Origin of the sequence: Terrabacter terrigena (assembly GCF_042676085.1) — a bacterium.
GTDB lineage: Bacteria > Actinomycetota > Actinomycetes > Actinomycetales > Dermatophilaceae > Terrabacter > Terrabacter terrigena.
In genome coordinates this window covers 257713-278652 of the sequence record NZ_JBHTKH010000006.1, presented here as the reverse complement: position 1 = coordinate 278652, position 20940 = coordinate 257713, and the positions used below count along the sequence as shown (strand labels likewise).

18 protein-coding genes and 1 pseudogene are annotated in these 20940 nt (G+C 72.1%); 6 read left to right on the top strand and 13 right to left on the bottom strand.

The genetic code is table 11. The features are described from left to right. Positions 1-78: 78 nt before the first annotated feature. The 5 genes from prcA to ACFQ2V_RS11780 form a co-directional block, all read right to left on the bottom strand. Positions 79-912: a proteasome subunit alpha gene (prcA, locus tag ACFQ2V_RS11800; RefSeq protein WP_386052883.1), complete on the bottom strand. Its 834-nt coding sequence runs from the start codon at positions 910-912 to the stop codon at positions 79-81. Further along, positions 909-1742 (bottom strand): proteasome subunit beta, encoded by an 834-nt coding sequence (gene prcB, locus ACFQ2V_RS11795; RefSeq protein ID WP_386052882.1) that lies wholly within the window; start codon positions 1740-1742, stop codon positions 909-911. The genes prcA and prcB overlap by 4 nt, the downstream gene beginning before the upstream one ends. Beyond that, positions 1739-1945: a ubiquitin-like protein Pup gene (locus ACFQ2V_RS11790; protein WP_386052881.1), complete on the bottom strand. Its 207-nt coding sequence runs from the start codon at positions 1943-1945 to the stop codon at positions 1739-1741. Before ACFQ2V_RS11790 ends, prcB begins: the two co-directional genes overlap by 4 nt. A 131-nt stretch (positions 1946-2076) precedes the next feature. Beyond that, positions 2077-3597 carry a depupylase/deamidase Dop gene (dop, locus tag ACFQ2V_RS11785; RefSeq protein WP_386052880.1) on the bottom strand — a complete coding sequence of 507 codons (1521 nt, stop codon included), beginning with the start codon at positions 3595-3597 and terminating at the stop codon, positions 2077-2079. Positions 3598-3665: 68 nt separating this feature from the next. Further along, positions 3666-6251 carry a lysylphosphatidylglycerol synthase domain-containing protein gene (locus ACFQ2V_RS11780; protein ID WP_386052879.1) on the bottom strand — a complete coding sequence of 862 codons (2586 nt, stop codon included), beginning with the start codon at positions 6249-6251 and terminating at the stop codon, positions 3666-3668. A 68-nt stretch (positions 6252-6319) separates the two neighbouring features. Here ACFQ2V_RS11780 and ACFQ2V_RS11775 point away from each other — a divergent pair. The 3 genes and pseudogenes from ACFQ2V_RS11775 to ACFQ2V_RS11765 all read left to right on the top strand — a co-directional run. Further along, a pseudogene (locus ACFQ2V_RS11775) lies at positions 6320-7201 on the top strand (alpha/beta hydrolase); the annotation flags it as partial. A 189-nt stretch (positions 7202-7390) separates the two neighbouring features. Beyond that, positions 7391-8380, top strand: coding sequence for a ribose-phosphate diphosphokinase (locus tag ACFQ2V_RS11770; protein WP_386052892.1), 990 nt, complete (start codon positions 7391-7393; stop codon positions 8378-8380). Then, on the top strand, positions 8377-8772 hold the full coding sequence (locus ACFQ2V_RS11765) for a DUF3054 domain-containing protein (RefSeq protein ID WP_386052878.1): 396 nt from the start codon (positions 8377-8379) through the stop codon (positions 8770-8772). Before ACFQ2V_RS11770 ends, ACFQ2V_RS11765 begins: the two co-directional genes overlap by 4 nt. A 119-nt stretch (positions 8773-8891) precedes the next feature. On the opposite strand, the gene arc is transcribed toward ACFQ2V_RS11765, so the two are convergent. The 4 genes from arc to ACFQ2V_RS11745 all read right to left on the bottom strand — a co-directional run bounded on the left by arc (position 8892) and on the right by ACFQ2V_RS11745 (position 13507). Beyond that, on the bottom strand, positions 8892-10655 hold the full coding sequence (gene arc, locus ACFQ2V_RS11760; RefSeq protein ID WP_386052877.1) for a proteasome ATPase: 1764 nt from the start codon (positions 10653-10655) through the stop codon (positions 8892-8894). A 55-nt stretch (positions 10656-10710) separates the two neighbouring features. After that, positions 10711-11793: a tRNA (adenine-N1)-methyltransferase gene (locus tag ACFQ2V_RS11755; protein ID WP_386052876.1), complete on the bottom strand. Its 1083-nt coding sequence runs from the start codon at positions 11791-11793 to the stop codon at positions 10711-10713. An 11-nt stretch (positions 11794-11804) separates the two neighbouring features. Beyond that, positions 11805-12233: a single-stranded DNA-binding protein gene (locus tag ACFQ2V_RS11750; RefSeq protein WP_386052875.1), complete on the bottom strand. Its 429-nt coding sequence runs from the start codon at positions 12231-12233 to the stop codon at positions 11805-11807. 128 nt (positions 12234-12361) lie between these two features. After that, positions 12362-13507: a site-2 protease family protein gene (locus tag ACFQ2V_RS11745; RefSeq protein ID WP_386052874.1), complete on the bottom strand. Its 1146-nt coding sequence runs from the start codon at positions 13505-13507 to the stop codon at positions 12362-12364. Between the two features lie 104 nt (positions 13508-13611). Between ACFQ2V_RS11745 and ACFQ2V_RS11740 the strand changes: the two genes are divergently transcribed. Then, positions 13612-14451, top strand: coding sequence for a RecB family exonuclease (locus ACFQ2V_RS11740; protein WP_386052873.1), 840 nt, complete (start codon positions 13612-13614; stop codon positions 14449-14451). Between the two features lie 90 nt (positions 14452-14541). Here ACFQ2V_RS11740 and ACFQ2V_RS11735 read toward each other — a convergent pair whose 3' ends face one another. Both ACFQ2V_RS11735 and ACFQ2V_RS11730 read right to left on the bottom strand, forming a co-directional pair. Further along, positions 14542-15924 (bottom strand): aspartate aminotransferase family protein, encoded by a 1383-nt coding sequence (locus tag ACFQ2V_RS11735; protein WP_386052872.1) that lies wholly within the window; start codon positions 15922-15924, stop codon positions 14542-14544. Positions 15925-15944: 20 nt separating this feature from the next. Next, positions 15945-17447, bottom strand: a complete 1503-nt coding sequence (locus ACFQ2V_RS11730; RefSeq protein WP_386052871.1) for a CoA-acylating methylmalonate-semialdehyde dehydrogenase — start codon at positions 17445-17447, stop codon at positions 15945-15947. Positions 17448-17507: 60 nt separating this feature from the next. Here ACFQ2V_RS11730 and ACFQ2V_RS11725 point away from each other — a divergent pair, with 60 nt between their 5' ends. Then, positions 17508-18860: an aminotransferase-like domain-containing protein gene (locus ACFQ2V_RS11725; RefSeq protein WP_386052870.1), complete on the top strand. Its 1353-nt coding sequence runs from the start codon at positions 17508-17510 to the stop codon at positions 18858-18860. A 22-nt stretch (positions 18861-18882) separates the two neighbouring features. On the opposite strand, the gene ACFQ2V_RS11720 is transcribed toward ACFQ2V_RS11725, so the two are convergent. After that, entirely contained in the window at positions 18883-19260 is a 378-nt protein-coding gene (locus ACFQ2V_RS11720; RefSeq protein ID WP_386052869.1) for a DUF5997 family protein, read from the bottom strand. Between the two features lie 78 nt (positions 19261-19338). On the opposite strand from ACFQ2V_RS11720, the gene ACFQ2V_RS11715 reads away from it, so the two are divergent. After that, positions 19339-20208, top strand: coding sequence for a LysR substrate-binding domain-containing protein (locus ACFQ2V_RS11715; RefSeq protein ID WP_386052868.1), 870 nt, complete (start codon positions 19339-19341; stop codon positions 20206-20208). A gap of 23 nt (positions 20209-20231) precedes the next feature. Here ACFQ2V_RS11715 and ACFQ2V_RS11710 read toward each other — a convergent pair whose 3' ends face one another. Then, on the bottom strand, positions 20232-20939 hold the full coding sequence (locus tag ACFQ2V_RS11710; protein WP_386052867.1) for an HAD family hydrolase: 708 nt from the start codon (positions 20937-20939) through the stop codon (positions 20232-20234). Position 20940: the final 1 nt, after the last annotated feature.

Below are 20940 nucleotides of genomic sequence, written 5' to 3'. Positions count from 1 at the left end.
CACCGGGAGGTCTTCATCTGCCATGAAGGTCAGATCGTGTCGTCACACTGACTCGACCAACGTGACTGGGCATCACACCTAGGGATCGGACGGGCGGTCGGGCTCGTCGCCCGCAGGCGGCGCGTCGGCGGCGGTGGCTGCGTCGGCTCCGTCGGGCGAGGCCTCCGAGGTCGGACCGGTGGGGCCACCGAGCGACTCCGCGGGGGCGTCGCTCGTCTCGCGCGGCTCGATCAGCCTCGCGAGCAGCGGGCCGACGATGCGGCGGAACGACCGGCGCGGACGGTCGCGGTCGAGGACCGCCACCTCGAGCTGCCCGGCGTCGAGCGCGCGGCGCTCGCCGTTGTCGCCGGCGCCGAGCACGTCGACGGCGAGACGCAGGACCTCGCCCAGGGTCATGCCGGGACGCCAGGAGGTGCCCAGCCGCTCCTCGGCCGCGTCGCTGGCACCGCCCATCACCACGAAGGCTCGTTCATCGGCGACGGAGCCGTCGTAGGTGAGCCGGAAGATCTGGTCGGCGTCGCTGTCGGCGCCCACCTCCGCCACCACGATCTCGATCTCGAACGGCTTGGACTCCTGCGTGAAGACCGCGCCCAGCGTCTGCGCGTAGGTGTTGGCCAGCGCCCGGGCCGTGACGTCGGTGCGGTCGTAGGAGTAGCCGCGCAGGTCGGCGTAGCGGATGCCGGCGACGCGCAGGCTCTCGAACTCGTTGTAGCGGCCGACGGCCGCGAAGGCGATGCGGTCGTAGATCTCGGACACCTTGTGCAGCGCCCGGGACGGGTTCTCGGCGACGAATGCGACACCCCGGTCGTAGCCGACGACCACGACCGACCGTCCGCGGGCGATTCCCTTGCGCGCGAAGTCGGCCCGGTCCTTCATGACCTGCTCGGGCGGGACGTAGAACGGCATGCTCATCGGGCGCCTCCCGGGTTGTCACGACGCGCGGCGACGACCCGCTCGACGTGCCCCTCGAGGACGTCCTGGGCCACGAACCGGGCACCGGCGTGGTCGACGAGCGCGACGGTCGGCCAGATCTGCCGGCCGAGGTCGGGGCCGCCAGTGGCCGAGTCGTCGTCGGCGGCGTCGTAGAGCGCCTCGATGGCGACCGACACGGCCTGCTGCTCCTCGAGGCCCGGCCTCCAGAGCTTCTTCAGCGCGCCGCGCGCGAAGACCGAACCGGAGCCGGTCGAGTGGTGTCCGCCCTCGACGTAGCAGCCGCCGGTGACGTCGTAGGAGTAGATCCGGCCCGTCGCCGACTCGAGGTCGAAGCCGGCATACGTCGGCACCACCGTCAGGCCCTGCATCGCGAGGGCCAGGTTGCCACGGATCATCGAGGCGAGGCGGTTGGCCTTGCCCTCGAGCGACATGATCGCGCCCTCGATCTTCTCGTAGTGCTCGAGCTCGACCTGGTAGAGCCGGACCAGCTCGATGGCGATGCCCGCCGTTCCGGCGATGCCCACGACGCTGTACTCGTCGGCGGCGAAGACCTTCTCCATGTCGCGGTTGGCGATGACGTTGCCCATCGTGGCGCGGCGGTCGCCGGCCATGAGGGCGCCCCCGTCGTAGAGCAGGCTGACGATCGTCGTGCCGTGCGGTGCCTCGATGCTGGTGCCCGAGGGCAGGCGCCGGCCCGTGGGCAGCAGCTCGGGGCGGTAGGCGGAGACGAACTCGGTGAAGGACGACGAGCCCGCCGTCAGGAAGGCGTCATCGAGCCGACGGGACCGCCCCGGGAACGAGTCGGTCACTGGCCGCCCTTCTGCACGAAGCCCCGCACGAACTCCTCGGCATTGGACTCGAGCACCCCGTCGATCTCGTCGAGGACGCTGTCGATGTCGTCGGAGAGGCCCTCCTTGACGGCCGCACCGGCGGGCGCGGCAGGCGGTGCCTCGGGCGCCTCGGGCGGCTCCTCGTCACGACGCTGCGGCTTGGCGTGCTCCTGACCCGGCATGGCTACCTCCCAGAGTGAAAGACCTCGTTGACCCGACCCTAACCCGTGCGACCGCGGGTTCCGAGCACCGCCTCGGCGGCGGACGGCATACGGACCCCAGGCGGACGGTCACGCAGCTGGGAGATGGGCCCTCACTCGGGAGTGGCGAGCCCGCGGAGCAGCTCGCCGACGTCGGCGCTGCTCTCCAGCAGCGCACCGACCTGCGCCCTGGTGCCGCGTTCGGGCTCGAGGATCGGCACGCGCTGCAGGCTGGCCCGGCCGGGCACGTCGAAGACGACGGAGTCCCAGCTCGCCGAGAACACCTGCCCGGTGAAACGGCGCACGCACTCACCACGGAACCACGCCCGGGTGTCCTCGGGCGGTGTGGTCTGGGCGTCCTTGACCGCCTCCGGTGTCACGAGGTCGCGCAGCATCCCCCGGTCGCGCAGCCGGAGCACGAGCCCCTTCTCGGGGCGCACGTCGGCCCACTGGATGTCGATCGCGGCCAGGCGGTGGTCGTCCCACGCGAGTCCGTCGCGTGCCCGGTAGCCCTCGAGCAGCTTGAGCTTGGCCACCCAGTCGAGCAGCGGCGAGCACGACATGACGTCGCGGCCGAGACCGGCCAGGACCTCCTCCCACAGCGCCAGCACCTCTGCGGTGGCCTCGGGCTCGGGGTCGTCGCCGCGGCGCCCGAGCCAGGCGCGGGCCGCCTCGAGGTACATCCACTGGATGTCGAGCGCGGTGACGGTGCGCCCGTCGACGAGCTCGACCGTCGCCCGGAGCGTCGGGTCGTGCGAGACGGCCTGCAGGGCGGCGACGGGCCGCCGGATGGACCAGTCCTCGGTGAGGTGCCCGTCCTCGATCATGCCCAGCACGAGCGACGTGGTGCCGGTCTTGAGCAGCGTGGCCACGTCGAGCTGGTTGGCGTCGCCGATGATGACGTGCAGCCGGCGGTAGCGGTCGGCGACCGCGTGCGGCTCGTCGCGGGTGTTGATGATCGGCCGCTTGAGGGTGGTCTCGAGGCCGACCTCGGTCTCGAAGAAGTCGGCGCGCTGGGAGATCTGGTAGCCGGCGCCCCGGCTGTCGACGCCCAGGCCGACCCGCCCTGCCCCGCAGACGACCTGGCGGGTGACGAAGAACGGGATGAGGTGACGCACGATGTCGGGAAAGGCCGTGCGCCGTGGCATGAGGTAGTTCTCGTGCGTGCCGTAGGACTGGCCCTTGCCGTCGGTGTTGTTCTTGTACAGGTTGACGGGCGGCTGGCCGGGGCGCGCGGCGAGCAGGCGCACCGACTCGAGTGCGATGGCGTCGCCCGCACGGTCCCAGGCGACCGCATCGCGCGGGAGCGTCACCTCGGGAGAGCTGTACTCGGGGTGTGCGTGGTCGACGTAGTAGCGCGCGCCGTTCGTCAGCACGACGTTGGCGAGGGTGGGGTCCTCGACGTCGGTCAGCTGGCTCGGGTCGGCGGTCTGGCGGTCGAGCTGCCACCCGCGGGCGTCGCGCAGCGGGTCCTCGAACGCATAGTCCCAGCTCGACTGGTTCGACCGGATGCCCTGCGCTGCGGCGTAGACGCTCACCACCTGACCGGAGAGGAACATCGGGTTGGCCATCGGGTCGCCCGGCACGGAGATGCCGTACTCGGTCTCGAGCCCCATGATCCGCCGCACCGTCATGGCCCGACCCTAACCGCAGCCGGGGGTGGCGCTCGCGACGGTTCGACCTGCGTACGCGTGCGGCCCGGTCAGAGCGCCCCGACCTTCTGGAGGCGGTTGAGCGAGAACCAGCCGAACGGGATCGGCAGCCAGTAGGTCGCGAGCCGGTAGAGGATCACCGCGGGCACCGCCACCGCGCTGTCGACGCCGATCTGCACGAGGCCGAACGACATCGCCGCCTCGATGCCGCCGAGACCACCCGGCGTGGGCACGGCCGAGCCGACGATCGCGCCGGCGAAGTAGACGACAGCCACCGACGCCAACGACGGCTCCGCGCCGAACGCCCGCGTGGCGCACACGAGAGCCGCGACGAACGACACGTCGAGCAGGAGCGCACCCCCGAGCAACTGGGCGAGCCGCTGCGGGTGCTGGAAGGTCTCGAGCACCTGCGGGAGGGCGGAGCGCACCTGAGGCATGACCCGCTCGGTGAGCAGGGCGCGGATCTTCGGCACGGCGAGCAGCCCGAGCGCGGCGATGACGACGGCCAGGATCGCCGCGACGAGCACCGGTGAGGGGCTGAACGACACGGACGGCCCGGTGCCGGCGAGCACCCCGGAGATGACGAGCAGCACGAAGTACGAGCAGAACTGCGCCACCTGGGCGACTCCGACGCTGGCGCCCGCGAGGGTCGGCTGCAGGCCGGAGGTCTGCAGGTAGCGGGTGTTGAGGGCGATGTTGCCGACCGCCGCCGGCGCCACCAGGCCGCTGAACGCGACGGCGAGCTGGGTCATGTAGGTCCGGATGAACCGCAGGTGGATCGGCGAGGCCCCGGCGAGGGCGAGGGAGGCCCCTGCGAAGGTCGAGGCGGCGAAGAGCACCAGCCCGGCGATCCACCGCCAGTCGGCCTCGCGGAAGACGGTGGCGAGGTCGAACTGGGTGAGCTGGGTCAGGATGAAGTACGCGGCGACGGCCGCACCGATGACGGTGACCACGGCGCGCGCCGACACCCGGCGCAGCTGCACCGGCTCGACGTGCTCGATCGACGGGCGCAGTCCCACGAGGCGGCTGCGCAGCTCCTTGAGCACGCCTCGACGCTCGCGCAGCGCCTCGCGGGTCTCGGGCGTCAGGGCGACCGACTGCAGCAGCGGCACGGCGCGCAGCACCGCCTCCTCGCCCAGCGTCTCGGTGGCGGCCCGCACGGTGCGCTCGGGCCCGACCGCGAGGGCGACCGTGGTCAGCAGCTGGGCCAGGTCGATGCGCAGGCTGATGTCGTCGGCGGCGACGTCGCCACTGCCGAGGCTCGCGAGCGCGACCGTATCGCCGTCGACGAGGACGTGCTGCGGGCTCAGCGCGCGATGGGCCACCCGTCGCCGGTGCAGGGTCTCCGAGAGCCGGAACACGGCTGCGAGCTGGGCATCGGTCAGGTCGGGTCCGACCTCGGCCAGGGGGCGCCCCTTCGGTTCGAGGTAGGCGATGACGGCCGAGAACGGCCCCACCTCCGCGATGGACACCGGCCGCGGGGCCGGGATGCCGAGGTCCTCGAGGACGAGGCCCATGAGGGCGCGGTGCTCGATCTCCGAACGCAGCGTCAGGGCCGGCGGCCGGGTGAACCCGCTCCGCAGCCGGAGCACGCGCAGGAAGCGGCGTCCCGACGCGAGGCCGAAGGTGTCGCGGTCGATGACGTGCACGTCGACCGTGCGCGCACCGTCCGAGATCTCGGTCGTGCCGAGGTAGCGGCGGTCGCCGGCGTCGTTGGCGTCGATCAGCTCGAGCCGTCGCAGGGGCACGCCGGTGGCGACGAGCACGTCGGCGACGTCGCGGCCCGGGGCTCGGGTCGAGGTGACGCCGAAGACGAGCCGGACGGCGATGCCGACGAGCCAGCCGAGCAGCAGCGACGCCGCGAGGGCGGCGAGCGTCATCGCGCCCGAGAGGAGCGTCGTGACCAGGGTCGCCACCACGACGGTGACGGCGATCGGCCAGATCCACTTGCGGCCCGAGATGTCGGCGACCGTGAGGAGCGAGACGGTCGAGACGATGACGATGTCGAGGGGGCCGGTGTGGCCGGTCGGCGTGGGTCGGGTGAGGACGTCGGTGAGGAAGCCGCCGTTGCCCGACTGGACCAGCACCGCGAGGACGATGACGATGACACCGGCGACGACGGCCGCACCGAGGGCCTGGATGAGCTGCAGGCCGCGTCGGCGCACGACGAGGTCGATGCCGACGCCGATCGGCACGAGCAGGACGCCGATGCCGCTCACCAGCGAGAGCAGGGTCAGCAGCACCCTGGGCAGACCGCTGGTGACGTCGGTGAGGTCCTGCTCGACCGCGCCCCGGGTGCCCGAGGCGAGGTCCGCCACGAGCAGGCCGAGCACGAGCAGCAGCAGGGCGACGACGAGGCGAGCGACGTCCGCGGGGCGGCGCACGCGTTCGGGGATGGTCGGCTCGACGACGTCGACGTCCGCGGGAGGCACCGGCGTCGGTGCCTCCGGGTCGATCGTCTCTGCTCGTCCCGCAGGAACCGACGAGGCTTCCTCCGTCTCCGGCTCCGTCTCGTCCACCGCCTCCTGCTCCGCGGTCGGCCTCATGTGCTCCCCCGTGCTGTCGTCTGCCTGCGCCGGACGACCCACGTCGACGCCGTGACCGAGGGGTCGCGCGTGTTCGCTGTCGTCGGGCATGGGGTCAATCCTGCCTGAGCCGCGGGCTGATTGGCCGCACCTGCGACGTGCAGGAAGATCACGGCCGGATGTGCCTCGCAGGTCGAGGTGCCAGACTGGCGCCCGTGACGGCCACCGGCTCCTGGGACATGCCCCTGCGAACCAGGCTGCTCGCCCGCGCCCTGCAGCGATGGCGGGGCGGGATCGCCACCCTCACTCCCGACGGAATCGCCCGTAGCAGAGCGCTGTTCACTCCGCCGCGGCCGCCCTACACCTGGGTGACCGGTCCGGTGCCGGCGTCGGTGCTCGTCGGCGCCGCGTCGTTCACCGCACGCGACGGCGCCACGATCGCGGTCCGCACCTACCGTCGTCGGGACTTCCGCGGCGACACGCTGCCGGCCCTGCTGTGGTTCCACGGCGGCGGGTGGGTTCTGGGCAACACCCGCGGCTACGACCCGATCTGCGCCTGGCTCGCCGACCGCTGCGGGGTCGCCGTGCTCAACGTCGACTACCGGCTGGCTCCCGAGCACCGGGCCCCGCAGGCCGCGCACGACTGCGTCGACGCGGCCCGGTGGGTGGCATCGGCGGGCCCGGCGGACGGCATACGCCCCACGGGGATCGGCCTCGCGGGCGACTCCGCGGGCGGCAACCTCGCTGCGGTGGCCGCGCACGTGCTGCGCGACGAGACGGTCGACGTCACCTACCAGGCCCTGCTCTACCCCGCGGTCGACGCGACGATGAGCAGCCCGTCCGTCGCGCAGCACGCGCAGGCGCCGATCCTCACGCGGCTCGACATGGACGCGTTCCTCGCGCACTACCTCGGAGACGGCGAGGACGCCCTCGACCGCCGTGACCCCCTCGTCTCCCCGCTGCACGCGCCCGACCACGAGCGCCTCCCGGCCACGCTCGTGCAGACGGCCGACCTCGACCCGCTGCGCGACGAGGGCGCACGCTACGCCGCGGCGCTGCGCGAGGCGGGCGATGGTGCGCCACACGAACTACCCGCGCGTGCCGCACGGCTTCATGAGCTTCCCGGGCGCCACCCGGGCCGGCGGCGCCGCCCGCGCCGAGCTGGCGGACTGGGTCTCAGGCCACGCACACCGCGGGAGCGTCGGATAGTGTGCCAAGGGCACCCGGGTCTCGTGAGGGATGGTCTCGAAGTGAACGATGTCGTCGTCTTCAGCGGCTCGGCGCACCCGGCGCTGGCCGACCGCATCTGCTCGCACCTCGGGGTCACGCGCTCCCCCGTCGACATCAAGCGGTTCAGCAACGACTGCCTCCAGGCGCAGCTGCTGGCCAACTGCCGCCAGCGCGACGTCTACATCCTGCAGCCGCTCGTGCCCCCCACGCAGGAGCACCTCATGGAGCTGCTGCTCATGATCGACGCGGCGCGCGGCGCCTCGGCGGCGCAGATCACCGCCGTCATGCCGCACTACGCGTACGCGAGGTCCGACAAGAAGGACGCGTCGCGCATCTCGCTCGGTGGCCGCCTCGTGGCCGACATGATCTCGACCGCCGGCGCCCACCGCGTGCTGACCATGGCGCTGCACGCACCACAGGTGCACGGCTTCTTCTCGACCCCGGTCGACCACCTCACTGCCATCGGCGTGCTGGCCGACCACTTCCGCGACGCCGACCTCGACAACGCGATCGTCGTGAGCCCCGATCTCGGCAACGCGAAGGTTGCCACCCAGTTCGCCCGGCTGCTCGGCCTCCCCGTCGCCGCCGGGTCGAAGCAGCGGGTCGCCGACGACCGCGTCGTCATCGACTCGATCGTCGGTGACGTCTCGGGGCGCCGGGCGATCATCCTCGACGACGAGATCGCGACGGGCGGCTCGATGCTCGAGCTGATGGACCGCCTCAAGGACGCCGGGGCCACCGAAGCCGCCATCGTCTGCACCCACGGCCTCTTCGCCGGCAAGGCCGTCGAGCGCCTGCGCGACCATCCCTTCGTCACCGAGGTCGTGACCACCGACACGGTGCCCGCGCCCGACGGCTGGCCAGAGCTCAAGGTGCGGTCGGTGTCGGCGCTCTTCGCCGAGGCGATCAGCCGCATCCACCACGGGCGTTCCGTCAGCTCGTTGTTCGAGGGCGTCGACCCGACCCACGCGCCGCCGCAGGCGAAGCTGCCGTTCGAGACGCACGCATGAGGCGTGCCCCCGGGTGGCGCCGACCCGCGGCAGCGCTCATCCTCGACGCGCTGCTCGTCGTCGTCTTCGCTGCCCTCGGCCGGGCCAGCCACGACGAGGACAATGCCGTCGTGGGCGTCCTCGGCACGGCCTGGCCCTTCCTCGTCGGCACGGCCGTGGGCTGGCTCGTCGTGCGGGGCACGCGGCGTGCCTGGCCGGTCGACGTCGCTCCCGGCGTGACGGTGTGGTTCGCGACCGTCCTCGTGGGGATGCTGCTGCGCCGCGCCGTCGGCTCGGGCACCGCGGCCAGCTTCGTCGTGGTGGCCTCGGTCGTGCTCGCGGCGTTCCTGCTCGGCTGGCGGGCCCTGGGCGCGTATGCCGCCCGCGGCGCCCGGGCGTCCAGCCACCTCTGACGTCGCGCCCTCCCCCACACCCGTCGAGAGGCCACTCGGGGCCCTTTGGCGAGCGCCGGGACGCGCGCATGCCGTGTGACCCGGTGCGGGCCACACGGCATACGCGGGGTGTCAGCAGCTCAGAGGTACTGGCCGGTGTTCGCCGTGGCGATGGAACGGCCCGGCTCGGTGCCGTCCTTGCCCTTGATGAGCGTGCGGATGTAGACGATGCGCTCGCCCTTCTTGCCGCTGATGCGCGCCCAGTCGTCGGGGTTGGTCGTGTTGGGCAGGTCCTCGTTCTCCTTGAACTCGTCGACACAGCTGGCCAGCAGGTGCTCGACGCGGATGCCCTTCTGTCCCGTGGTGAGGAAGTCCTTGATCGCGAGCTTCTTGGCCCGGTCGACGATGTTCTGGATCATCGCGCCCGAGTTGAAGTCCTTGAAGTAGAGGATCTCCTTGTCGCCGCCCTGGTAGGTGACCTCGAGGAACCGGTTCTCCTCCATCTCGGAGTACATCCGCTCGACGGCCGCCGTGATCATCGCCTCGACCGTGGCGTCGCGGCTGCCGCCGTTGACAGCGAGGTCGTGCTCGTGGAGCGGCAGCGTGTCGGTGAGGTACTTGCTGAAGATGTCGCGGGCGCTCTCGGCGTCAGGCCGCTCGATCTTGATCTTGGCGTCGAGACGGCCGGGTCGCAGGATCGCGGGGTCGATCATGTCCTCACGGTTGGAGGCGCCGATGACGATGACGTTGTCGAGCCGCTCGACGCCGTCGATCTCGGCGAGCAGCTGCGGGACGATCGTGGTCTCGACGTCGCTGCTGACGCCCGACCCGCGAGTGCGGAAGAGGGAGTCCATCTCGTCGAAGAAGACGACGACGGGCGTTCCGTCAGAAGCCTTTTCGCGCGCGCGCTGGAAGATCAGGCGGATGTGCCGCTCGGTCTCACCGACGTACTTGTTGAGCAGCTCGGGCCCCTTGATGTTGAGGAAGTAGCTCTTCTCCGTCTGCTTGCCGGTGCGCGCCGCCACCTGGCGTGCGAGCGAGGCCGCGACCGCCTTCGCGATGAGCGTCTTGCCGCAGCCGGGAGGGCCGTAGAGCAGGACCCCCTTGGGCGGCTTGAGCGCGTGCTCCTTGTAGAGCTCGGGGTGCAGGAACGGAAGCTCGACGGCGTCACGGATCTGCTCGATCTGACCGGCGAGACCACCGATGTCGGCGTAGTCGACGTCGGGCACCTCCTCGAGCACGAGCTCCTCGACCTCGAGCTTCGGGATGAGCTCGTGGACGAAGTTGGACCGGGGGTCGAGGGTCAGCGAGTCACCGACCCGGATGCGCTCGTCGAGCAGCGGCGTGGCGATGCGGCACACGCGCTCCTCGTCACCGTGCGTCACGACGACGACACGGTCCGACTCGATGCGCTCCTTGACCGTGACGACCTCGCCGACCCGTTCGTAACCGTGGACCGAGACGACGTTGAGCGCCTCGTTCAGCATCACCTCGCGGCCGAGGCCGAGCTCCTTCTGGTCGACCGACGGGCTGATGGCGACCCGCATCTTGCGACCGCCCGTGAGGATGTCGATCGCGCCGTCGTCGGGCGCGTCCACCACGAGGCCGTAGGTACTGGGCGGCTGCGCGAGACGGTCGACCTCCTTCTTGAGGGTGACGATCTGCTCACGGGCGTCCTTGAGGGTGCGCACGAGCCGCTCGTTCTGCGACGAGAGCGTCGACAGGCTGGTCTGCACGTGGGCCAGGCGGGCCTCGAGCTCGCGGGTGCGCTGCGGCGAGTGCCGAGCGACCTCACGCAGGGACTCGACCTCGGCTCGCAGGGCTGCGAGCTCGCGGTCTCCCACATCGGGGACTCCGGCGCCGGCGGCACCCTCGGGGTCTGGGTTGCGGACGTCATCAGACATCTCGGCCTCCTCATCCGTCACTCGCACATAGTGACCATTCGACCCTAACCCCGTGTCAGCCCAAGTCGTCGGACGTTTCAGCCACTGATCGTCGGAGGCGTCGGATCGTCTTGTCGCTCTTCACCCGTTCGCCGAGCGCCTCAGGGGTCCAGGCGTCGGCCGGGACGTCGGTGGCGGCCGTGGAGCCGGCGATCGGTTCGGACCCGCCGGCGGCCGCAGCAGCGGTGGCGTCGTTCCCGGTTCCGTTGTCGCCGTAGGCGCCCTTGGCCGGGCGCCGCTTGCGCTCGGGCGCGTCGACCCCCGGCGCGAGACGACGGGTGGTGATGAGGAAGCCGGTGTGGCCGTGCATGCGGTGCTGGGGACGCACGGCGAGGCCCTCGAGGTGCCAGCCCCGTACGAGCGACTCCCAGGCGGAGGGCTCGGTGTAGCCGCCGTGGGCCCGGATGCCCTCGGCGACCCGGCTCAGCTGGGTGGTGGTCGCCACGTAGCAGATGAGCACGCCGCCGGGGATCAACGCCTCCGACACGGCGTCGAGGCACTCCCACGGCGCGAGCATGTCGAGCACGACGCGGTCGACCGTGCCGGCCTCGGTCACGGAGGGGAGCGACTCGACGAGATCGCCGACCGTCACCGTCCACGCCGGGTGGTCCCCACCGAAGAAGGCGCGGCCGTTGCCCCGGGCGATCTCGGCGAAGTCCTCTCGACGCTCGAACGAGAGCAGCCGACCGTTCTCGCCGATGGCCCGCAGCAGCGACATGGACAACGCCCCGCTGCCGACTCCGGCCTCGACGACCGTCGCGCCGGGGAAGATGTCGGCCATCTGGACGATCTGCCCCGAGTCCTTGGGGTAGACGACCGCGGCGCCCCGCGGCATCGACATGACGTAGTCGCTGAGGAGCGGCCGGAGCGCGAGGTACTCGACACCTGCCGTGTTGGTCACGACGGAGCCGTCGGGCGAGCCGATGAGGTCGTCGTGCCGCAGGAAGCCGCGGTGCGTGTGGAACTCGCGCCCGGGCTCGAGGGTGATCGTGTGCAGACGGCCCTTGGGGTCGGTCAGCTGCACCCGCTCGCCCACCTCGAAGACGCCGCGGCGGTTGTGGGCTGCACCGGTGACGAGGGACTGCGCGGCGTCGGTCATGGGAGCACAGTCTAGGTGCCCGTGGAGCGCCCCCCGGACACGCGACGGAGCAGGCTGGCCTCCACCTCGTAGCGGCTCTGCCGACCCCCGACGCCACCGAAGAACCGACGACGCAGGGAGCCCTCCACCTCGGCGAGGTCACCCTCCCGGAGCCGCATGGCGGTGCGACGCGTGGCGGCCGACCAGCACACGACGTCGATGGTGTCGACGGTGGCCCGGCGCGGGGTCTCGCCGGTGTCCTTTCGCCGGCGCGGCGGGTCGGAGCGCGGCACCACCACCCGCAGGGTGACGATGCGGTCGCCGCTGGGCAGCTCACGCTCCTCGGCGCGGGCGGCGACCCTGCCGCCGAGGACGACCTCGTTGCGGCCCGGCGGCGGGTCGGTCGGCGTCTCGGCGGCGGTCCTGCCGGCGGTGTCGGTCGGCGTCCTGCTCGTGCGCATGGTCACTCCCTCCGGCCCGACCGTCGGGCCATGGCAGCACGCTCGCCGACGGGGGTGCCGCAGCCCACCGCGCTGCTCCGCTCTGTGGACCATGGGCCCTCGGACGAAGGGGGTGTGGACGGAGCCGGTCAGCGGCGGCCGCGGCGACCGAGCTCGGCGCCCACGACCGCGTTGATGCGCTCGGCCGTCGCCAGCCCTCGCACGTCACGCGTGGCCTCGTCGATGACGACGGCCTGCGAGAGGTCACGCTCGCTCATCACGCGGATCAGGTCGGTCAGGGCGGCGTCACCGGCGAGGGCGATGACCCAGGCAGCGGGCTGGGCGATCGTGACCGATGCGACGGCGGTGCGGCCCCGGGCCTCTGCGGGCACACGCACCGCGGACTCGGCGTCCACGAGCCCCAGCGGCCACCCCGCGGAATCGGCCGCAGCCACGTGAACGCCCTGCGAGACGGCCCCCTCCACGTCGGAGACGCTGGTGCTGCCCGCGACGAGCACGACCGGCTCGAGCACCTCCGTCGCGAGCCCCGAGGTCACCTCGTGGATGTGACCGGCCCGGACGGCCGCTGTGGCGCCTTGCCACAGGAAGAACGCGATGGCCACCGGCCAGACGATGTCGAAGATCTCGGGAGCGCGCCCCTCGAGCAGGGGCCGCACGGCGAACCAGCCCACGGTGAGCAGCGCGACGACCCGGCCGAGCCAGCCGGCGGCCACCAGACCGCGGCCACGGCTGCCGGTCGCCCGCCACACGAGGGCGCTGACGATCTGGCCCCCGTCGAGCGGCAGCCCGGGCAGCAGGTTGAACAGGCCGACGAGCAGGTTCGCGAAGGCCACGATGCCCAGGAGCGTGAGGGCCGTCTCGTTGGTCGTGAGGGCGCGGACGCCCCAGACGAGCGCGGCGAGGAGCAGGTTCGACAGCGGTCCGACGACGGCCACGAGTGCGGTCGTGCCCGGCGAGCTGCGGGTCGCGTCGTAGACGGTGTGGCCGCCCCAGACGTCGGCGACGATACGGCTCACCGGGTGGCCGCGCCACTGCGCTGCGAGTGCGTGGGCCGCCTCGTGCACGAGCACGGAGACGAGCAGCAGCACGGCGTAGCCGCCGGCGAGCAGGTAGCCGTAGGTCGGACCGCGGTCTGCCCCGGCCAGGTTGGGACCGAACACCACGACGACGAGCACCGCGATCAGCGGCCAGGAGCGGCCGAGGTAGACCGGGGTCCCGGCCAGGCTGCCGATCCGCCACCCGTGGGAGGGGCTCCGTGGGGCGGGTGTGCTCATGGGCCAACCCTATGGCCTGTACGCCGCCGCGCCCTGTGCCGGTCCGGTGCCCCACCTGTGGGTGGCGCCCCGGCCCTGTCGCCCCTGCGGCATACAGTCGGGCCATGGTCTCAGCGCTGTCCCCGAGTCGGGCCTCCGACTTCATGTCGTGCCCGATGCTCTACCGCTTCCGGGTCATCGACAAGCTCCCCTCGCCGCCCACCCAGGCGACCGCCCGGGGCACGCTCGTCCATGCCGTCCTCGAGCGTCTCTTCGACCTCCCGGCGGCCGAGCGCACGATCGACGCCGCCGTCGAGCTGGTGCCCCAGGAGTGGCAGCGGCTCGCCGAGGAGGAGCCGGCGATGCTCGAGCTGCTGGCCGAGCAGCAGGGTCGCACCGACGAGTGGTTCGCCGGCGCAACGGCGCTGCTCCAGACGTGGTTCGGCCTCGAGGACCCCACCCGTCTCGAGCCCGCCGAGCGCGAGCTCTACGTCGAGACCGAGATCGACGGTCTGGTGCTGCGTGGCTACGTCGACCGACTCGACGTGGCTCCCGGCGGCGCGATGCGCGTCGTCGACTACAAGACGGGCCGCTCGCCGTCGGAGCACTTCGAGGCCAAGGCCCTCTTCCAGATGAAGTTCTACGCCCTCGTCCTCTGGCGCCAGCGCGGCATCATCCCGAAGCGGCTGCAGCTCGTCTACCTCGGCAACAGCGAGATCGTCGCCTACGAGCCCGACGAGCAGGACCTCCTCGGCACCGAGCGCAAGGTCAAGGCGCTCTGGACCGCGATCGAGCGAGCAGCCACCACCGGTGACTGGCGCCCGAGCCCGAGCCGCCTGTGCGACTGGTGCGAGCACCGTTCGCTCTGCCCGGCCTGGGGTGGCACCCCGCCGCCCCTCCCGGTCGACGCCGCCGAGCGCGCCGTCGACCCCGCCGTGACGGGCCTGGTCGACATCGACGCCTGACCTCCCGGCGCCCCCGGCGCGGCTGCTGGCGTCTGCCGGCCGGCGCGCACCCGCGGGTCGCGTCGGCCGGCAGACGCCTCCCCCCGGGAGTCAGACCGTGAACTCGTCGGCGACCGAGAGCGCCTCATCGAGCACGGCGAGCCCCTCCTCGGCCTCGGCGGGGGTGGTTGTGCACGGCGGCACGACATGCGTGCGGTTGAAGTGCGTGAACGGCCACAGCCCTCGCTGCTTGCAGGCGGCCGCGAAGGCCGCCATCGGTGCGGCCGCCTCGCCGCCGGCGTTGTAGGGCACCAACGGCTCGCGGGTCTCGCGGTCGCGGACGAGCTCGAGGGCCCAGAAGACGCCGAGACCGCGCACGTCGCCCACGCTGGGGTGCTTCGCGGCGATCTCGCGCAGTCGCGGGCCGATGACGTCGGTGCCGAGCCTGCGGGCGTTCTCGATGATGCCCTCCTCGCGGAAGGCGTTGATCGAGGCGACGGCCGACGCGCACGCCAGCGGGTGCCCCGAGTAGGTGAGGCCCCCGGGAAAGGCCCGCTGGTCGAAGGTGGCACGGATCTCGTCGGAGATGACCACGCCGCCGAGCGGCACGTAACCGGAGTTGACCCCCTTGGCGAACGTGATGAGGTCGGGGCGCACGCCCCAGTGGTCGACGGCGAACCACTCGCCGCAGCGGCCGAAGCCGGCCATGACCTCGTCCGCGATGAGGATGATGCCGTGCTCGTCGCACAGGTCGCGAACGCCCTGGAGGTAGCCGTCGGGCGGCACGAGGATGCCGTTCGTGCCGACCACGGTCTCGAGGATGATCGCCGCGATGGTGTGCGCGCCCTCGACCATGACCGTGTCTCGGAGGTGCTGGAGCGCGCGGTCACGCTCCTGCTCGTCGCTCTCGGCGTGGAACGCGGAGCGGTAGGTGTACGGGCCCCAGAAGTGCACCACCCCGGGGTAGCCGGGCTCGGAGGGCCAGCGGCGCGGGTCACCGGTCATGGTGATCGAGCCGGCCGTCGCGCCGTGGTAGCTCCGGTAGGTCGCGAGCACCTTGTGGCGACCGGTGTGCAGTCGCGCCATCCGCAGGGCGTTCTCGTTGGCCTCGGCGCCGCCGTTGGTGAAGAACACCGCCGACAGGCCGTCGGGCGCGACCTCGGTGATGAGGCGGGCGGCCTCGCTGCGGGCGTCGTTGGCGAACGACGGCTGGATCGTCGCGAGCCGGCCGGCCTGCTCCTGGATCGCGGCCACGACCTTGGGGTGGTTGTAGCCGATGTTGACGTTGACGAGCTGGCTGCTGAAGTCGAGGTAACGCTTGCCCGCGTAGTCCCAGAAGTACGAGCCCTCGGCGCGGGCGATCGGCAGGGGGTCGATGAGGCCCTGCGCCGACCACGAATGGAAGACGTGGGCGCGGTCGAGGGCACGCACCTCGTCCTCGCCCATCTGGTCGAGAAGGTCCTTGACGACGGTGCGGCGGTCCAGGTCGGTCATGGTGGGGCTGCTCCTGTCTGTCAGCGGGTGCGGGGGAAACCGAGGTCGACCGTCGAGGTCGCCGGGTCGGGCCAGCGCTGCGTGACGACCTTGCCGCGCGTGTAGAAGCTGATCCCCTCCGGGCCGTACATGTGGGTGTCGCCGAACAGGGAGTCCTTCCAGCCGCCGAACGAGTAGTACGCGACCGGCACCGGGATCGGGACGTTGATGCCGACCATGCCGACCTCGACCTCGTTCTGGAAGCGGCGGGCCGCCCCACCGTCGCGCGTGAAGATCGCGGTGCCGTTGGCGTACTGGTTGCGGTTGATGAGGGCCAAGCCCTCCTCGTAGGTGTCGACCCTGACGACGGACAGCACCGGGCCGAAGATCTCGTCGCGGTAGACGGTCATGTCGGGCGTCACGTCGTCGAGCAGCGTCATGCCGAGGAAGAAGCCGTCGGCCGGCACGTCCTGGTCGCGACCGTCGACGACCACCGTGGCGCCGGCTGCAGCGCCCGCGGCGACGTAGCCGGCGACCTTGTCCCGGTGCTCCGCGGTGATGAGCGGGCCCATGTCGGTGCCCTCCACGGCGCCGGGCCCGACGGTGAGCCCGGGCAGGCGGTCGGAAACGGCGCGCACGAGCTCGTCACCGACGCCACCCACCGCGACGGCGACGGACAGGGCCATGCACCGCTCGCCCGCCGCTCCGTAGGCCGCCGAGACGATCGCGTCGGCCGCCATGTCGATGTCGGCGTCGGGCAGCACGAGGGCGTGGTTCTTCGCGCCGCCGAGGGCCTGGACGCGCTTGCCGTTGGCGGTGCCGCGCTCGTAGATGTACTTCGCGATCGGGGTCGACCCGACGAAGCTGACAGCCGCGACGTCGTCGTGGTCGAGCAGCGCGTCGACGGCCTCCTTGTCGCCGTGGACGACGGTGAAGACGCCGTCGGGCAGGCCCGCCCGCTTCCACAGCTCGGCGAGGAACAGCGAGGCCGACGGGTCCTTCTCGCTCGGCTTGAGCACGAAGGCGTTGCCGCACGCGATGGCGTTGGCGCACATCCACAGCGGCACCATGACCGGGAAGTTGAACGGCGTGATGCCGGCGACGACACCGAGCGGCTGGCGGATGCTGTAGACGTCGACGCCGGTGGCGGCCTGCTCGGAGAAGCCTCCCTTGAGCAGCTGGGGCACCCCGGTGGCGAACTCGACGTTCTCAAGGCCGCGTGCGATCTCACCGACGGCGTCGGAGAGCACCTTGCCGTGCTCGGCGGTCACGACCGCGGCCAGCTCGTCGGTGTGCGCGTGGAGCAGCTCGCGGAAGGCGAAGAGCACCGCGGCTCGCTTCGAGAGCGAGCTCGTGCGCCAGTCACGGCTCGCGGCGGCGGCCGTCTTGACCACGGCATCGACCTCTGCAGCCGAGGCGAGCGCGACCTCGCCGGTCTGCCGGCCCGTCGCGGGGTCGTGGACGGGAGCGGTGCGGCCGGAGGTGCCGGGCACCCGCGCGCCCTGGATCCAGTGGTCGATGGTCGTCACGGTGGGGCTCGTCATGCGGGCAACATTACGTTCCAGCATTAGCCCGTACAAAGTGCTGATTGCTATGTTACGAACATGCGAGCCATGATCTCCGCCATCGAGGAGCGCCTCGACGCGCCGACGGCGAAAGGACTGGCGCAGGCGGTGTCGCGAGCCATCCGCGATGCCACGCTCCTGCCCGGCGACCAGCTGCCGCCGATCCGTCGGGTCGCGGAGGAGCTGATGATGTCGCCGACCACCGTCAGCGCGGCCTGGCAGCTGCTCGCCCGCTCGGGCACGATCCGCTCCGACGGACGGCGGGGCACGACGGTCGCCCCCACGACGCGCGGCGGGGAGCGCTACAGCAGGGCCCTGCGGCACGACTCCCCCGTGAGCCTCGACCTCTCGACCGGTATCCCCGACGGACTGCTGCTGCCGCCGCTGCACACGGTGCTCGCCGGCCTCGACGACCCCGCCACCCCGAGCAGCTACCTGGACGACCCCCTGCTCGACGAGCTGCGCGCCGAGCTGGTGCGCGACTGGCCGTACGCCGCAGAGGAGCTCCTCGTCGTCGACGGCGCCATGGACGCCCTCGACCTCGTGACACGCGCCCTGCTCCGGCCGGGCGACCTGGTGCTGGTCGAGAACCCCGGGTTCCCGCCGCTGCTCGACCTGCTGGAGGACCGCGGCGTCGACGTGGTGGGTGTGCCGCTCGACGAGACCGGGGTCGACCTCGACCGGGTCGAGGCGCTGCTCCCCCGCCGTCCGGTCGCCATGGTGATCCAGCCGCGCGGTCAGAACCCGACCGGTGTCTCGATGTCCCCGACCCGGGCCCGCCGTCTCGGCACGCTGCTGAGGGGCCACGACTGCATCGTCATCGAGGACGACTCCAGCGGGCCGATCTCGACGTCGTCACCGATCAGCCTGGGGGCCTGGATCCCCGACCAGGTGCTGCACATCCGCAGCTTCAGCAAGTCCCACGGCCCCGACCTGCGCATCGCGGCACTGAGCGGCCCGGCCGGCCTGCTCGCACCCGTGCGCCACTCGCGCGCCCTCGGCCAGGGGTGGACGAGCCGGTTGCTCCAACGAGTGCTCGCCGGGCTACTGAGGGACGAGACGTGTGCACGTCAGATCGCTTCCGCCAGAGCGGAGTACGCGCGCCGCCGCGAGCTCGTCGTCACCCGGCTCGCCGAGCACGGCATCACGGTCCCCGGCTCCGACGGGCTCAACATCTGGGTGCCGGTGCGCGACGAGGCAGCGGCGGTGCTGCGTCTGGCCAGTCACGGCATCGCCGTGACGCCGGGGTCACCCTTCTCGGTGGAGCCCATCACGGGTCCCGCCGGCCACGTCCGGATCACCACGGGACTCGTGCGACAGGACCACCTCGAGGTGGCCGACCTCGTCGCCGAAGCGGCAGCGGCCGGGGCGTGGACCGCCCAGCACCGCTGAAGAACGCGGATCCTGTTGTGCCTCAGCCGCGTTCGGCGTCGCGGGCCTTGGCGCGGGCGTCCTCCGCTCGCACCTGCGTGAGGATGTCGCGCTCGGCGACCAGCCACGGCGGCATCTCGTCGAGCAGCGCTTTGATCTCGTCGGTCGTCAGGTGCTCGCCGACGCCGGCGCGCACGAGCCCGCTGCCGGAGATCCCGAGCCGCCGGGCCGACTCCTGGCGGGTGTGGGGTCCGTTGCGCCGCAGGCTCGCCAGCCACTCCGGGGGCTCGGCCTGCAGGGCGTTGAGCTCGTCACGGCTGACCACGCCGTCGCGGAACTCCGCCGGGGTCGCGGAGAGCAGCACGCCGAGCTTCTTCGCGGCCGTCTGAGGCTTCATGGTCTGCGACTTCGGCGAGGGCATGGACCAAGCCTAGGGCGTACGCGATGGGCGCCGTGACGCCGCCCGCTCCCCACGTGGTGGGTCCTTTACGCTCGAGACGTGTCAGAAGGAGCCGAAGGCGTCACCCCGCCGGCCGACGGGTCGCCGTTCCGCGTCGAGTTCGTCCCCGGTGTCACGCCCGACAAGTGGCTGCGCGTCTGGGCGCGTCGCCTGCCCGACTCCCCCATCGAGGCCGAGCCGGTCGACGACGAGCACGCCGTGGCGCACCTGCACGACGGCACGTCGTCGATGGCGCTCCTCCGCCTTCCGGTCGACAGGGACGGTCTGCACGTCATCCCCCTGTACGAGGAGGTGCCCGTCGTCGTGGTGGCGAAGGACCACGTCGTCGCCGCGTTCGACGAGGTGGACGTCGCCGACCTCGCCACCGAGGTGTTGATGCAGGAGCCGGACCTGGTGCCCGAGTGGGCCGAAGTGGCAGACCCCGAGGTCCGGGAGCGGTCGGCCGCGATGCCCCCCATGTCGGCCAAGCAGTCGATCTCGGTGGTGGCGAGCGGTTCCGGCATCGTCATCGTCCCGATGTCGGTCGCCCGCCTGCACCACCGCAAGGACGTCGTGCACCGGCCGGTCAGGGGGGTGGCCCCGTCAGGGGTGGGGCTCGCCTGGCGGGTCGACGACGAGGACCCGCGCCTCGAGGAGTTCATCGGCATCGTTCGCGGCCGCACCGAGCGCAGCACACGCGGCGGGGCAGGCTCAGTGGTGGGCGCACCGGCTGACCCGCCGGGTGGCGCAGGCGGCAAGCGCTCGCGTTCCGAGCCGTCGCGGAAGGGCAGCGCCAAGGAAGGGCCCCGACAGGCGCGTACGCGTCAGAAGCCGGGCAGCGCCAAGGGCTCGTCGGGCGCCGGCAACGCCGGCCACCGCGGGCGCGGCGGCGCGGCGGGAACCCGCGGACGGCGCAAGGGCGGCCGGTGACGCAGGTCCGGGGCGAGGGGGCGTCAGCGCCCTGACCGGACCCCTGCCACGATGCGGGTGAGGTCGGCGGCCGAGACACCGGCCAGCGTGTCGATGTGCACCGCGCCCTCGACGTCGGGGACCGGGACGACGTGCGGGATCGCGATCGTCGGCACGCCGGCCGCCGTCGCCGAGCGCACGCCGGCAGGCGAGTCCTCGAGCGCGACGCAGTCGGCCGGGTGGGCGCCGACGAGACGGGCGGCGGCGAGGTACGGCTCGGGGTGCGGCTTGCCGTGGCTCACCTCGTCACCGGTCACCAGGGCCTGGAACGCTCCCTCGGGCAGCCGGGCCACGACCATGTCGGCGAGCGAGCGCCACGACATCGTGACCAGCAGGTTGGGCACGCCCAGCTCGCCGAGCTCCAGCAGCAGCTCTCGTGCACCGGGTCGCCACGGCACACGCGCCCGGACCTGGGCGATGACACGGACGAGCAGCGCGTCGATGACCTCGGGCACCGTGAGCGCGATGCCCGACTGGTCGAGGATCAGCTGCGCCGAGACCTCCAGCGCGTTGCCCACGAGCTTGTGCGCGAACTCGTCGTTCCACACCCCACCGTGCTCGGCGACGAGCTCGTGCTCGGCCTGGATCCAGTACGGCTCGGTGTCGACGAGCGTGCCGTCCATGTCCCAGAGGACCGCGGCGGGATAGGTGGGCGCCGCGCTGTCGGCGGGCGCCGCCTGCGGGAGGGTCACC

What these genes read in the sequence shown, in the direction of transcription:
- prcA (WP_386052883.1), bottom strand. Translation starts at nt 912, where the DNA reads ATGAGCATGCCGTTCTACGTCCCGCCCGAGCAGGTCATGAAGGACCGG.
- ACFQ2V_RS11790 (WP_386052881.1), bottom strand. Translation starts at nt 1,945, where the DNA reads ATGCCGGGTCAGGAGCACGCCAAGCCGCAGCGTCGTGACGAGGAGCCG.
- dop (WP_386052880.1), bottom strand. Translation starts at nt 3,597, where the DNA reads ATGACGGTGCGGCGGATCATGGGGCTCGAGACCGAGTACGGCATCTCC.
- ACFQ2V_RS11780 (WP_386052879.1), bottom strand. Translation starts at nt 6,251, where the DNA reads ATGCCCGACGACAGCGAACACGCGCGACCCCTCGGTCACGGCGTCGAC.
- ACFQ2V_RS11765 (WP_386052878.1), top strand. Translation starts at nt 8,377, where the DNA reads ATGAGGCGTGCCCCCGGGTGGCGCCGACCCGCGGCAGCGCTCATCCTC.
- arc (WP_386052877.1), bottom strand. Translation starts at nt 10,655, where the DNA reads ATGTCTGATGACGTCCGCAACCCAGACCCCGAGGGTGCCGCCGGCGCC.
- ACFQ2V_RS11755 (WP_386052876.1), bottom strand. Translation starts at nt 11,793, where the DNA reads ATGACCGACGCCGCGCAGTCCCTCGTCACCGGTGCAGCCCACAACCGC.
- ACFQ2V_RS11750 (WP_386052875.1), bottom strand. Translation starts at nt 12,233, where the DNA reads ATGCGCACGAGCAGGACGCCGACCGACACCGCCGGCAGGACCGCCGCC.
- ACFQ2V_RS11745 (WP_386052874.1), bottom strand. Translation starts at nt 13,507, where the DNA reads ATGAGCACACCCGCCCCACGGAGCCCCTCCCACGGGTGGCGGATCGGC.
- ACFQ2V_RS11740 (WP_386052873.1), top strand. Translation starts at nt 13,612, where the DNA reads ATGGTCTCAGCGCTGTCCCCGAGTCGGGCCTCCGACTTCATGTCGTGC.
- ACFQ2V_RS11735 (WP_386052872.1), bottom strand. Translation starts at nt 15,924, where the DNA reads ATGACCGACCTGGACCGCCGCACCGTCGTCAAGGACCTTCTCGACCAG.
- ACFQ2V_RS11730 (WP_386052871.1), bottom strand. Translation starts at nt 17,447, where the DNA reads ATGACGAGCCCCACCGTGACGACCATCGACCACTGGATCCAGGGCGCG.
- ACFQ2V_RS11725 (WP_386052870.1), top strand. Translation starts at nt 17,508, where the DNA reads ATGCGAGCCATGATCTCCGCCATCGAGGAGCGCCTCGACGCGCCGACG.
- ACFQ2V_RS11720 (WP_386052869.1), bottom strand. Translation starts at nt 19,260, where the DNA reads ATGCCCTCGCCGAAGTCGCAGACCATGAAGCCTCAGACGGCCGCGAAG.